This window comes from Streptomyces scabichelini, from assembly GCF_011045015.1.
Taxonomy (GTDB): Bacteria; Actinomycetota; Actinomycetes; order Streptomycetales; family Streptomycetaceae; genus Streptomyces; species Streptomyces scabichelini.
In genome coordinates this window covers 95393-107654 of the sequence record NZ_JAAKZY010000002.1, presented here as the reverse complement: position 1 = coordinate 107654, position 12262 = coordinate 95393, and the positions used below count along the sequence as shown (strand labels likewise).

The window sequence follows — 12262 nt, the reverse complement described above, 5'->3', positions numbered from 1 at the left end:
TGTTCTGTCCGCGCCCTACTCCGCCAGAATCTGTTCCGCTTGGTCGAAGAACGCGCCGAGCTCCGCCTTGACCGTCTTCTTGCCGAAGGCGATGGAGAGGTTGGACTGGAACAGCAGGTCCCAGATCTGGTCGGCGCCCTTCGGCGGGGGCACGGGAGTGGGCAGGGCGTCGGACGCCTTGGCGACCCGCTTGGAGATGTAGTCGGCCACCTCCATGTTCCGCTTGTCGATGTCGGACAGGTCCGGGGAGACGATGGAGCGGGCCTTCTCCGTGGGCGGGATGCCGCGCAGCAGCTGCATGTCCTTGATCGCCGCCTTGTCCTGGGCGAAGAAGGTCATGATCTTCACCGAGTCCTCGATGCGCTTGCTGGCCTTGGTGGCGCTCAGCAGCACGCCGCCGTTGACGTAGTTGCCCTCGCGGGCACCCGACCAGTCGCCGTGCGGGGAGGGCAGGAAGTCGAGGGTCTCCTTGGTGATCGAACCGCCCGCGCCGTAGACGCCGATGTCGAAGGTGATCAGGGTCTTGCCGATGACCACACCGTTCTTGGTGAGGTTGTTGTGGGCGGCCGAGGTGATCTCGGGCCCCGGGCACGCCTTGTCCTTGCGCATGCCGACCCAGTACTCCCACCACTCCTGGAGGGTGTCCGCGGTGAAGCCGAGCTTCTTGCCGTCCTCGGTGAAGAACGGCTGGCCCTTCTCCCGGGCGAAGACCTCGAACGCCTGGAGGGCGCCGCCGCCACCGTCGTCGACGCCGAACATCTTGCCGCCGCTCTTCTTGTTGACCTCGACGGCGATCTTCTTGAGGTCGGCCCAGGTCCATTCGCGGTCCGGCAGCTCCAGGCCCAGCTTCTCCAGGCCGCTGCGGTTGACGGTCAACTGGTTGACGCCGATGCCGGACGGCACGCCGTACAGCTTGCCGTCGACGGTGCCGGCCGCGAGCAGCTCCTTGGAGAAGCCACTCAGGTCGAGGGACTTGCCGACATACTCGTCGAGCGGGGCGATGACGCCCTTGCGCGCGTACTGGGCCACCAGCGCGGTGTCCATCTGCGTCAGGTCGGGGGCGCTGCCGCCGGCCACGTTGGTGTTGAACCGGTCGAAGAAGCCGTCGTAGCCGGAGTAGCGCTCCTCGATCTTGATCTTGGAGTTCTTCTCCTGGAACGTCTTGAGCGCCTTCTTGTACGCGTTGTGCCGGTCGTCGCTGCCCCACCACGTCATGGTCAGCTTGTCGCTGGTGGTGCCGGCGCCGGTTCCTCCGCCGCAGGCGCTGAGCGTGCCGCCGATCGCGGTCGCCGCGGCGATGCCGCTCGCGGTGCGGAACAGGCTTCTGCGCGAGATCTGGTGACCCACCGGGTCCTCCTGGATGTGCGTGACGGATCCCCTGGCCGTCGAGCGGCTCGGGTCGATTCCCTGGGGTACGCCTTCCGGCGCGCGGCCTCGCCCGGCCGCGCCGCACTGACGGGTGAAGGTCCCCGGCCGCTGAGGGCCGCAGTCGTACGAGCACGCCCTCGCACGGCTTCCGTACGTCGAGTACGGCGGGGCGCCCCACCCAGAGCCGGGTCCCGCCGGCCATGGAAAGCGCTTGTCCGGACATTGGCAGACCATCGAGTCTCCGTCAATGCTTCACTGGCGTCCCTCCGGTCACGGTTTGGATTCCGCGAGCCACCGCGAGGCGGCTCGCGCCCGTCACCGTGCCGCTCTCGCCGACCGTGCTGCTGACCACCTCGGTGGGCCAGCTCAGCCGCGCGAGTTCGGCCCGTACACCGGGCAGGAGCTGCGGGTCCGTGCCGGTGGCGCCGCCCAGCACGATCAGTCCCGGGTCCAGCACGGCGGTCACGGCGGCGGCGAGCCGGCCCACGTCGGCGGCATGGCGGGCGACCATGGCGCGGGCCGTGGCATGGCCTTCCGCGGAGAGTGCGAAAAGCCGGTCGGCGGTACGGGGGCACGGGCCGTCGGCGTCCTGCCAGGCCTGTTCGGTCCGGCGCAGCAGGGAACGTACGCCGATGTGCTCCTCGAGGGCCTCCTGGCGCGGTCCGCGGTCCTCGTCCCAGGGGTAGGGCAGCCGGGCCACCTCTCCGGCGGCGCCGTTCGCGCCGCGCAGCACATGACCGCCGATGACGATGCCGAGGCCTATACCCACGCCGATCCGCAGATAGCCGAAGCTGTGGCGGCCACGCGCGGCGCCCTCGTGCAGCTCGGCGAGCGCGGCGCAGTTGACGTTGTTCTCGAGGTGGACGGGAACACCCGGCGGCAGCGCGACGGCCATGGCGTCGAAGACGGGGCCGGCCTTGGCGGTCGCGGGACGCATACCGGCGCCTTCCGGGCCCTGCGTGATGACGTCGCCGACGGCGACGACGACGGTGCGCAGCGGGGCGCCGGCGGGCAGCTCCTTGAGGACCTCGCGTACGACGTCGGCGGCTTCCGGGCGGGACCCGGTGCGCTCGGCGAGCAGGCTGCCGTCCAGGGCGCAGCCGCGCACCCGGGTCTGGGCGGGACCGAGATCGACGGCGAGTACGGTGCCGGCGGCCGGCCCGAGACGGTAGACGGCGGCGGAACGGCCGGTGGCGCCGAAGGCGGTCCCGGAGTGGGCGGCGAGCTCGGCGGACTCGAGCTCGGCCACGGCGGAGGAGACGGTCGGCTTGGAAAGGCCCGCACCGGCTGCCAGTTGGGGGCGGGTGGCGGTACCCGCCGCGGCCAGTACGGCGAACACCGCGCGGGCGCTCTCGCTCAGCTGCATGCTCTCCCCAGGTCGTGCTGCGGCGGGTCGGCCGCAAGGGTGTCGGCAATGGGATTCCCTGCCTCTTGACGCGCACCCTACTTCGTTAGTTAACTTCCTAACGAACTCAAGGCGGTACTCGCCTGCCGCCCTCACCAGAAGCCCGTCCCGGGGCTTCCCGACCCGTTTCCCGACTGCTTCGTGACGTCCACGCCGCCGCTCCGCGGGGACTGTCGCGAGGTGTCAACTCCCGCCTGTCCAGGCACGGTTCGCCCGCCGTCGCTACGCATCGCAGCATCGCGCGACGACGAAAGAGGTTCCGTGCAGGACTCCACGGCCAGTGCCGTCGGCATCGACGTGGGCGGCACCAGGACGCGTCTTTCCGCTGCCGCCGCCGCTTGGTCAGCCGCGCTGACCGGTGAGGCGTTGCCCTGGGGCACGCACCCCGACACGGTGGCCGTCGGCGGGCACGCTCGCGAGACGCGACTCCCCTCGACGGCCGCACGGTCCAGGTCGGCGGCTGGGGTGCGGTGCCCGGCGGCGAGGAAGGTTCGGCGGGACTGGTGCGCGACGCCGCGGAGATCCGTCCGAGGCCCCCTGGCCCGGTGGGCGGCACGCGACCGCGGCGATCCGCCGGACGTGCTCGCCGGCCGTCCGACCGCCGCCTACGCCGTACCCGAAGTGCCGTCGCCGGGCGCGGCGTTGGAGAGCGCGACGGATGTCCGGGCCGAGTGGGGGCGGCACGCGCCCGCGGTGACGGACGTCCCGGCCGAATGGCGGCGGCACGCGCCCGCGATGTTCGCCGTAGCCGAGGACGGTTCGCCGCTCGCACGTCCGGAGCCGTTGCGCCGGCGCGGTCGCTCCTCTGAAGCGGTCTTCTGAAGGGCTCCTCGTCCGAAGTCCTTGAGCCTTCCCACGTCCCATGTCCCACGCAGAGAGGCACCTCATGCCCGGGCAGCACACCCGTCCCCCACACCTTTCCCCGCACCACCGGCAGGGCATCGACCGGCGCGTGTTCCTGCGGAACTCCGTGGGCGTGTCGGCGGGGCTGATCGCCGCTCCGGCGTTCACCGCGTGGCCCGCCGCGGCGGCCGCGGCGGGCTCCCCCGCCAACTCCCCCGCCGCCTTCGTCGACTCCTACACCACCAACGTCCTCGCCAACCAGACCGCCGAGACCAACGCGGCGATCCGCATCCTGGACGGTTTCGCCGAGGTCTGGAAGACGGGCTCCGACTGGGACACCGGCACCCCGCTCATGCCCGAGGTCCTGCGCGCCAACATGCGTTACAGCGTGCGCGTCACCACCCGCCGCACCGACGCCGAGGCGCGGCTGGCCTTCATCCACGACCGCCAGCATCAGAGTTACGCGGTGATCGCCGGCCTCGGCCCTCTCGCCGGCCTCTACAAGGCGGGCGCGAAGGCGGTCACCGGCATCACGTCCGCGCCGGACGGCACACCGGCGGGCAAGATCAGCGACACGCTGCCGGCCGACGCTCCGGCGGGTTCCGCGCTGGGCGCGGGCTCCCACGACTCGGACCTCGGCAAGGTGGCGGAGCTGGTCGACACCGTGCGCGGCCCGTTCGCCTCGGGCAATCCCAGCAAGTTCGCGTACCAGTACCCGCGTCCCTGGCGTATGACGGAGGCCAGCGAGGTCGTCGACACCGGCGAGAAGGACGCGCTCGGCTACCCGGTCTACGCGTCGGACGTGGTGGTCGCCCCGCAGTTGCTGCGGCAGCGTTCCGAGGACCCGGCCGAGGACGGGGGCTTCCCCAGCGGGCACAGCAACGCCTTCTACCTGGCGGCGCTGGCGATGGCGTACGCGGTTCCGGAGCGGTTCCAGGAGCTGGTGGCCCGTGCCTCCGAACTCGCCCACACCCGCATCGTGGCGGGCATGCACTCCACCGTCGACGTGATCGGCGGACGGGTTCTCGCCACGGCGCTCGCCGCCGCCGCGCTCGCCGACCCGAAGAACGCCGGCCTCAAGGAGGCGGCCCGCGCCCAGGCCTCCGCGTACTTCCAGAAGGAGACCGGCACGACCGCCGACACGCTGTACGGGTACGCGCACTCGGCGGGCCTGGACACGGACCCGTACGCGGACCCCGCGCTCAACTCCGCAGCGGTCACGCCCCAGTTGACGTACGTCCTGCCCAAGCGGCCCGCGCGCGACCGCATGACCGTCCCGAAGGGTGCCGAGGTCCTTCTGGAGACGCGGCTGCCGTACCTCTCCGCCGCCCAGCGGCGCGAGGTGCTGCGGACGACCGCGCTGCCCGCCGGATACGTCCTGCTGGACGGCTTCGAGCGGTGGGGCCGGCTGAACCTCTTCGCCGCCGCCGACGGTTACGGGGCGTTCGACTCGGACGTGTGCGTCACGATGGACGCCGCCGACAGGGGCTTCGCCGCGGCCGACACCTGGCGCAACGACATCGGCGGGCGGGGCGCGCTGGTCAAGCGGGGCACCGGCACGCTGACCCTCGCGGGAGCCAACCGCTACGCCGGAGGCACCACGCTGGAGGAGGGCGTCCTCACGGCCGGTTCACGGGACGCGCTCGGGTGCGGTGACGTACGGGTGCTGGGCGGCACGCTGCGGTCGGCCTCGACGCTCCGGGTGCGCGGCACGTACACCCAGGCGTCCGGTGCGACCCTCGACGTGACGCTCACCGACGACGGCGAACCGGCTCTGGCGGTGGCCCGGCGCGTTGTCCTCGGCCCGGGCAGCACCCTCGTCATCCGGCTCGACGACGAGCGGCCACCGGCGCCGGGCGCCACGGTCCCGGTCATCAACGCCCGTGTGCTGCAAGGCGGGTTCGGCCGTATCACGGTCGACGGCTACGACGCCGAGCCGGTGTTCACGGCTCGCGGTCTGTCCGTACGACTCCATCGAAGGTGACCGGTTCGACCGATACCTGGCCGTTCGGCAGCATCGGCTCGGGGACGGGCGCGGCGAGCCAGTCGGCGACCGCGCCCGCGATCGGCTGGTCCGTCTCTATTTCCACGAAGCCGAACTGGCCCGACTGGTTGCACTCCAGGAACCACCAGATCCCGTCGGCGTCCTCGGCGAAGTCGAAGGCTCCGTACGCGAGTTGGGCCTCCCGGAGATAGCTGTGCACGCTCGCTGCGACACGCGGCGGGGTCTCGACCGGGTGCCATGGTTCGGTGGAGGCGGCGAAACGGACGTCCACCTCGTGGGGGTCGGCGTCCTCGCCGACCGCCTTGCGGGCGGCGAAAAGGCGGTCGCCGACGCAGGTCAGCCGGATGTCGGCGCGTTTGGCCACGCGCCGTTGAAGCAGGGTGGGGCCGAAGGCGACGGCCGTGAAGTCCGTCTCGGGTGCGACCCTGCTGGTGGGGACCGCCCTGGGCGGCTCCTGCGGGTGTGCGCCCGAGACGGGCTTGACCACCAGGTCCGGGAAGCGTTCCGCGAAGTCGCGGGCGGCCTGCGGGAACGTGGTGATCAGGGTGGCGGGTACGGGAAACCCGCTGCGCTGGGCGAGATGGAGCTGCCAGGGCTTGTGGCGGGCCCGGCGGGCCGCGTCGGGGTGGTTCATCCAGCGTGCGCCGGTGGAACGCAGCATGCCGTAGAGCGCCTGCGCGGACTCCTCGGTGAGCCAGTCCGACGGTTCCGCGACCCGTGTCGCGGGCACGCCGGGCCTGCGGACCCACACGGACCGCAGACCGCTCATGCTCACCAGCCGGCCGCCGGCGGACAGCTGGCCGCGGAAGCCGCCGCGCGCGTACTCGCCCGTCAGGGCGACATCTCCGGGCAGGTCCGCGGGGTCGAGGCGGACGACCGGGACCCCCGTCCCGTCCAGTCGCGCCACCACCATGTCCGCGGTCACGTCCTGTTCGCACGTCAGGATCAGAACCGTCATCGTCGCGGTCCGTCTTCAGTCGTCGAAGTGAGTCTTCGAGCCCGCCGTGGACGTCGTGGCCCCCAGTTCCCGCAACACGGTGTAGTCATGAGCCGCGATCCGCCCATCAGGGAGGACGTTCAACTGCAGTCTGGAGTCATAGGCATACGGAACGCTCACCTCCAACTGCTGGGCCGGACGTGCGTAGTTGAGCGCGAACGGTCGCATTGGTTCTCCTTGCTCGGTGCTTCCCGGCCAAGCGGATCGTGACGCTCCGGCGTCGCGGCACCTGGCAGGTCTGCTGGGCTTCCACGGAGATATACGAATCGAACAGTCGAATGGTTGCTTCACGCTGTGTAGTCACGCGAACCGTCCAGCCCTCAGCCTCCCTCCGGCTCGACCGCTCCCTACATGCATAGGGCACCCATCCGCCCTCTAGGACGTATACCCCGACGTGGCGGATCCGGTCCTCAGTCGCAGTTCAGCGCACTGGAACACGCCGTGGATCGTCGAACGCCACACGTGCCCCACTGGCACCTCGGGTGAGGGCGGACGTCGCATGCTGGAGCGCGGGGGCGTCGCCCGCCCGGCGCTCGGCGATAAATTTCACTTGGACGACATCTCCTTCCTCGACCTTTCTCGACGTTTCTCGACCCTTCTCGACCCTCCTTGACCTTCCTCGACGGGAGCAGACGATGAGCGAGCTGCGACAAGAGGTGGAGCCGACCGAGGTCGGCCTCGATCCGGCGGCACTGCACCGGCTGGACCGCTACTTCGCCCGCCTCGTCGACGACGGCCGGTTGCCCGGGTACCTCGTATCGGTGGCCCGTCACGGGCGTGTCGCGCATCTCACTGCGTACGGCCTCCGCGACCGGGAGGCCGGTCTGCCGGTCGCGACGGACACGATCTGGCGGATCTACTCGATGACCAAACCGGTCATGTCCGTCGCGGCGCTGATGCTCCAGGAGGAGGGCCTGCTCGGCCTCGACGACCCGGTGGCCCGCCATCTGCCGGCCTTCGCCGAGCCCCGGGTGTACGTCGACGGAAGCGGCCCCGGCCTCAGGACCCGCCCCGCCGAGGAACCCATCCGGATCCGGCATCTGCTGACCCACACCGCGGGCCTGACCTTCGGCTTCTACCACGTCCATCCCGTCGACGCCGCGTACCGTGGCGCCGGAGTGGAGAGGGCGGAACCCAAGGACGCGGACCTGGCCGAAGCCTGCGATCTGTTCGCGCGCCTGCCGCTCCAGTTCGAGCCGGGGACGGAGTGGAACTACTCGGTCGCCACGACCGTCCTCGGGCGCGTGGTGGAGGTGGTGTCGGGCCGGCCACTGGACGCGTTCCTCGCGGAGCGGATCTTCCGGCCGCTGGGGATGGCGGATGCCGGGTTCTGGGTTCCCGAGGACCGGGCCGAGCGGCTGGCGGTTCTCTACGTCGAGAGTGACGAGGGAGGCGGGGACGTCGAGGACGGCGAGGGGGACAAGGGCGATAAGGCCGGTAAAAGCGGTAAAGGCGAGATCACCCGGAGCCCCGAGCAGCCGGGGCGCAGCCGCCCGCGTCTGCTGTCCGGCAACGGCGGGCTGGTGGCGAGCGCTCACGACTACCACCGCTTCATGGAGTTCCTCCGCCGCCGCGGCGAACTCGACGGCACCCGCCTCCTCGCGCCGCGGACCGTGGACACGATGGTCTCCAACCACCTCCCCGGCGACCTGCGCGGCTTCGGCAGCCCGGTCCACGACCTGCCCGGCAACGCGGGCGTCGGCTTCGGCTTCGGCCTCTCGGTCGTGATCGATCCGGACCGTACGGAGTCGCCGTCAAGCCCGGGGCTGTACGGCTGGGCCGGGGCGGCCGGTACGACGTTCTGGGTCGACCCGCACCACGACCTGACCGTGCAGTTCCTGACCCAGGTGCGGCCGGCCGCGGGACCGACGTGGTTCGCGGATCTGAAGAGGCTGGTGCACGAGGTCGTCGCCGACTGAGACGCACCATGGGTTCAGGGACCGCGGGCCCTTCGACGCACTATCAGTCATCGGTCCGCAGCGTGAAGTCGATCCCCTCCCGCCCCAGTCCGGCGAGCCACTCCTCGGAGCGATCCGCCGTCTCCGCGGCCCGGCTCAGCCCGGCCGGCAGCGATCCGTCCAGAATCCGGCGGACACCCAGTGCCAGGGTGCGCGACACACAGCGCGCCCTCGCGCTCTCCTCGGTGTCTCCCCGCACGTCCAGCAGATAGCGCCCGCGGTATCCGACCACGGAGGCCGACCGCGACCGCGTGGTCCCGGCCGTGAGGCCCAGGGACGCCAGGCTCCGCGCCGCCCGTTCCTCGGTGCGGTGCCACAGGAGTACGCGGTCCGCGGTGTCGCAGAGACAGGCGAGGCCGCTGCCCGTGGACAGGCCCGCGCCGATCCAGTGGACGGTGCCGGACGCCGGGCGGCGGCCTTTCCAGGCGTGGTGATCGTCTCAGGTATGGCCGGACTCCCCCGCTGCCAGGCCGAGTTCACGGCACGCCTCGTGGAAGCGGTCCAGACAGCGCCCCCACGGGCCGCCCACCCCGAACTCCAGGAGCTGCGGTGTCAGCGCCGCCGAGAAGTCCGTGCTCGCCTCCTCCGGCAGCAGGGACGGCAGGTTGTCGATGGCGATGAGGTCGAGGGCGGGCCCTTCATGGAGGCGTCGTACGGGATCCGTCCAGTCCGTGACCGTGTCGTAGACGGGAAGGACGTTGTAGGGGGAGCCGACGTCGCAGGTGACGTCGCACACCGTGCGCAGTCCGCGGCGCGGCTCGTCCAGGTCCTTGTCCGTCAGGAAGGGTGTCACGGGCCCGGTGCTGAGCACGCAGTTGACCATCAACTCGTGGTCCAGCAGAGCCTGTCGGTCCAGGTCGCGGGTTTCGGCGAGGTCCCAGCACGTGGGGTCGAGTCCGGCCTCCATGAGCGCGACCCGCGCACCGCGTCCGGAACGGCCCAGCGCACCGATGACGAGCGCGCTGAACTGCCCGTCGGCGGGGCCGGGTCGGAGTACGGCGTCCAGTTCGTCCTTCGACGTGGGGCGCAGTGGCGCGGTCAGCCTGCCCCGGTGGTGGAGTACGGCGAGGGCGGCGCCCACGTACCCGGCCCAGTAGCCGAAGGCGGCGAGCCGCCGCCCGTGGTCGTCCACCAGATACTCGAGATCGAACAGGGCCCCGCCCCCGGCGACGAACCGCCGCAGCAGCGCCTCGGCCCCGGGCTGCCCCTTGTACGCGTGCCCGAAGAAGACATGGCGGTGCCTCAACTCGCCCGGCTCGTCGGGGAGTTCCTTGAGGCCGACGACGACCGCGTCCAACGGTGCGACGGACCAGGAGTGGGGCTCGACGACACGGCACCCGGCCGCCTCGTACGCCTCGACCGGGAAGATCCGCTGTGGGGACCTCTCGACCGTCACCGTCACGCCGTTCTCGACGAGCCGCCGGGCGTCGGACGGCACGACCGGGGTGCGCCGCTCGGTCGTACGGGCCTCATGGCGCAGCCACAAGTGGAGCTCGGTCATACGCAGTTGACCTCCGGTCGCAGGGCGTCGGCGGCGAACCGTTCGGCCCGCAGCGGGGTGATGTCGACGAAGGGATCATGCCCCAGGAAGAGATCGCGGACGACCTCCCCCACGGCGGGTCCCTGGAGGAACCCGTGCCCGGAGAACCCGGTCGCGTACAGGAAGCGGGACGGTGAACTCGCCTCGCCGATCAGCGCGTTGTGGTCCGGAGTGATCTCGTACAGGCCCGCCCAGCCGCCCGTTCTGCGCAGGTCGAGCAGGGCGGGGGCGCGCCGCTCCATCGCCTCGGCCAGGCGGGGGATCCAGCGGTCGTGCGTCCCGGTCGCGAAGCCGGGTGTCTCGTCGGGGTCGGACATGCCGACGAGGAGGCCGGGGCCCTCGGTGTGGAAGTACAGGCTGCTGGTGAAGTCGATCGTCATGGGCAGGTCCGGCGGCAGGTCCGGGACCGGTTCGGTGATGGCGATCTGGCGGCGCAGCGGCTCGACCGGGAGGTCGACGCCGGCCATCGCGCCGACGGCCCGTGACCAGGCGCCCGCCGCGCACACCACGGCCGGGGTGGCGATACGGCCGCGGTCGGTGGCCACCGCCGTGATCTCGTCACCCTGCGTCTCGATGCCGGTGACCTCGCAGTGCCGCACCACCGTCGCGCCGTGGCGGCGGGCGGCGGCCGCGTACCCGTGCACCACGGCCTCGGGTGTGCAGTGCCCGTCGTCCGGGGAGAACGCGGCGGCCAGCAGTCCGTCGGTGGTGATCAGCGGCGAGAGGCGTCGCGCCTCGGCCGGGTCGATCATGCGGCTGGGCACGCCCAGTTCGTTCTGCAGCCGGACGCCTGCCTCGAACGCCGCGACTTCCTCCGGCGTCGACAGGAGGAAGAGATAGCCCACCTGGTGCAGCCCGATGTCGTGGCCCGTCTCGTCGCCGAAGCGGGCGAACGCCTCCAGGCTTCGCGCGCCCAGCTGGATGTTGAGCTCGTCGGAGAACTGTGCCCGGACCCCGCCCGCGGCCCGCGAGGTGGACCCGGAGGCGAGTTCGTCCCGCTCGACCAGCACCACGTCGCGCACTCCGGCCCGCGCCAGCTGGTACGCGATGCTCGTGCCCATCACCCCGCCGCCGATGACGACGACGCCCGCCCGCGCCGGTACACCGCTCACAGGCCTGCCCCCCTGGCGGCGTCGATCACGGCCCAGGCCGCGGCGGCGTCCTGGATGCCGAGCCCGACGCTGTTGTAGTAGACGATGTCGTCGGGGCTCGTACGTCCGCGGTACCGGCCCGTGAGCACACCGCCGAGCGGAATCAGGTCCTCCGTGGTGAGCAGCCCGTGGCGCAACGCGTCCACCACGGGTCCCGCGTGGCCCGCCGCGGTGTCCGGATCGTCGACGACCACCGCCGCGGCCCGCCGTACGACATCGGCGTCGACCTCACTGCGTGTCGGCTCGAAGGACCCCACGCTCACCACCGTGCACCCCGGAGCGAGCCACTCGCCACGGACCACAGGCGTGCTGCTGAGCGTGCAGGCCGCGACCATGGGCAGCCCGGCCACCGCCTCCTCGGCCGAGTCGACGGCTTTCGCGGCGACGCCGAGTTCGGCCGCAAGACGCTGTGCCGCCCGCGCCCGCCTGCCGGGGGTCGGACTCCACACGCGTACGGCCTCCAGGTGCCGCACCCGGGCCACCGCCCGCGCATGGGCGAGCGCCTGTGTGCCGGAGCCGAGGAGGCCCAGCTCCGTGCTGTCGGCGCCCGCCAGCGCGTCGAAGGCCACAGCGCTGCCCGCGGCCGTACGCAGCGTCGTCACCGCCGTGCCGTCCATCACGGCGACGAGCCGCCCGGTGACCGGATCGAGCGCGTTGATCACCGCGTGCACGGTCGGCAGCCCGGCCGTCGCGTTGCCCGGATTCACGCTGCCGATCTTGGCGACGGCCCCGGTGTCCGCGGACAGCCGCGCGACATACGCGAACATGACACTGTCGTCGAACCCGCTCGGATGCATGATCTTCCCGGGCAGGTCGGCGGTGCCGTCGCCGAGCGCGGTGAAGGCCGCGCGCTGGGACGCGATGGCCGCGTCGGTGTCCAGCAGCTCCGTCACCTGGTGTCCGGAGAGGTAAAGGACGTCGTCTGTCATCCCTTGTTCCTTTCCAGGATCCGGGCCGCCGCACCCCCCAGGCCGCACGTCCGGGTGACGCGGACC

11 protein-coding genes are annotated in these 12262 nt (G+C 71.6%); 3 read left to right on the top strand and 8 right to left on the bottom strand.

Features of this window, described 5'->3' with window-relative positions:
• Positions 1-15: 15 nt before the first annotated feature.
• Positions 16-1347: an extracellular solute-binding protein gene (locus G5C60_RS01235; protein ID WP_165254253.1), complete on the bottom strand. Its 1332-nt coding sequence runs from the start codon at positions 1345-1347 to the stop codon at positions 16-18.
• A 265-nt stretch (positions 1348-1612) separates the two neighbouring features.
• Entirely contained in the window at positions 1613-2734 is a 1122-nt protein-coding gene (locus tag G5C60_RS01230) for an ROK family protein (RefSeq protein ID WP_165254252.1), read from the bottom strand.
• Between the two features lie 300 nt (positions 2735-3034).
• Here G5C60_RS01230 and G5C60_RS01225 point away from each other — a divergent pair, with 300 nt between their 5' ends.
• Complete coding sequence (locus G5C60_RS01225) at positions 3035-3595, top strand: hypothetical protein (RefSeq protein ID WP_165254251.1); 561 nt, start codon at positions 3035-3037, stop codon at positions 3593-3595.
• A gap of 64 nt (positions 3596-3659) precedes the next feature.
• Positions 3660-5600: a phosphatase PAP2 family protein gene (locus G5C60_RS01220; RefSeq protein ID WP_165254250.1), complete on the top strand. Its 1941-nt coding sequence runs from the start codon at positions 3660-3662 to the stop codon at positions 5598-5600.
• Here G5C60_RS01220 and tgmB read toward each other — a convergent pair.
• Together tgmB and tgmA are read right to left on the bottom strand one after the other, a co-directional pair.
• Positions 5560-6579, bottom strand: a complete 1020-nt coding sequence (tgmB, locus tag G5C60_RS01215; protein ID WP_165254249.1) for an ATP-grasp ribosomal peptide maturase — start codon at positions 6577-6579, stop codon at positions 5560-5562. The two genes, G5C60_RS01220 and tgmB, sit on opposite strands and share 41 nt — an antisense overlap.
• A 15-nt stretch (positions 6580-6594) precedes the next feature.
• On the bottom strand, positions 6595-6786 hold the full coding sequence (gene tgmA / locus G5C60_RS01210) for a putative ATP-grasp-modified RiPP (RefSeq protein ID WP_165254248.1): 192 nt from the start codon (positions 6784-6786) through the stop codon (positions 6595-6597).
• Between the two features lie 467 nt (positions 6787-7253).
• On the opposite strand from tgmA, the gene G5C60_RS01205 reads away from it, so the two are divergent.
• A complete protein-coding gene (locus G5C60_RS01205) occupies positions 7254-8537 on the top strand; it encodes a serine hydrolase domain-containing protein (RefSeq protein WP_165254247.1) in 1284 nt (427 codons plus the stop codon).
• Positions 8538-8580: 43 nt separating this feature from the next.
• On the opposite strand, the gene G5C60_RS01200 is transcribed toward G5C60_RS01205, so the two are convergent.
• From G5C60_RS01200 to G5C60_RS01185, 4 genes are all read right to left on the bottom strand, one after another.
• Positions 8581-8808 carry a hypothetical protein gene (locus G5C60_RS01200; RefSeq protein ID WP_420907329.1) on the bottom strand — a complete coding sequence of 76 codons (228 nt, stop codon included), beginning with the start codon at positions 8806-8808 and terminating at the stop codon, positions 8581-8583.
• A 207-nt stretch (positions 8809-9015) separates the two neighbouring features.
• Positions 9016-10077, bottom strand: coding sequence for a saccharopine dehydrogenase (locus tag G5C60_RS01195; protein ID WP_165254246.1), 1062 nt, complete (start codon positions 10075-10077; stop codon positions 9016-9018).
• A complete protein-coding gene (locus G5C60_RS01190; protein ID WP_338145639.1) occupies positions 10074-11228 on the bottom strand; it encodes an NAD(P)/FAD-dependent oxidoreductase in 1155 nt (384 codons plus the stop codon). The genes G5C60_RS01195 and G5C60_RS01190 overlap by 4 nt, the downstream gene beginning before the upstream one ends.
• Complete coding sequence (locus G5C60_RS01185; RefSeq protein WP_165254245.1) at positions 11225-12196, bottom strand: ornithine cyclodeaminase family protein; 972 nt, start codon at positions 12194-12196, stop codon at positions 11225-11227. Before G5C60_RS01185 ends, G5C60_RS01190 begins: the two co-directional genes overlap by 4 nt.
• Between the last annotated feature and the right edge of the window lie 66 nt (positions 12197-12262).

What these genes read in the sequence shown, in the direction of transcription:
- G5C60_RS01205 (WP_165254247.1), top strand. Translation starts at nt 7,254, where the DNA reads ATGAGCGAGCTGCGACAAGAGGTGGAGCCGACCGAGGTCGGCCTCGAT.
- G5C60_RS01185 (WP_165254245.1), bottom strand. Translation starts at nt 12,196, where the DNA reads ATGACAGACGACGTCCTTTACCTCTCCGGACACCAGGTGACGGAGCTG.
- tgmB (WP_165254249.1), bottom strand. Translation starts at nt 6,579, where the DNA reads ATGACGGTTCTGATCCTGACGTGCGAACAGGACGTGACCGCGGACATG.
- tgmA (WP_165254248.1), bottom strand. Translation starts at nt 6,786, where the DNA reads ATGCGACCGTTCGCGCTCAACTACGCACGTCCGGCCCAGCAGTTGGAG.
- G5C60_RS01230 (WP_165254252.1), bottom strand. Translation starts at nt 2,734, where the DNA reads ATGCAGCTGAGCGAGAGCGCCCGCGCGGTGTTCGCCGTACTGGCCGCG.
- G5C60_RS01220 (WP_165254250.1), top strand. Translation starts at nt 3,660, where the DNA reads ATGCCCGGGCAGCACACCCGTCCCCCACACCTTTCCCCGCACCACCGG.
- G5C60_RS01195 (WP_165254246.1), bottom strand. Translation starts at nt 10,077, where the DNA reads ATGACCGAGCTCCACTTGTGGCTGCGCCATGAGGCCCGTACGACCGAG.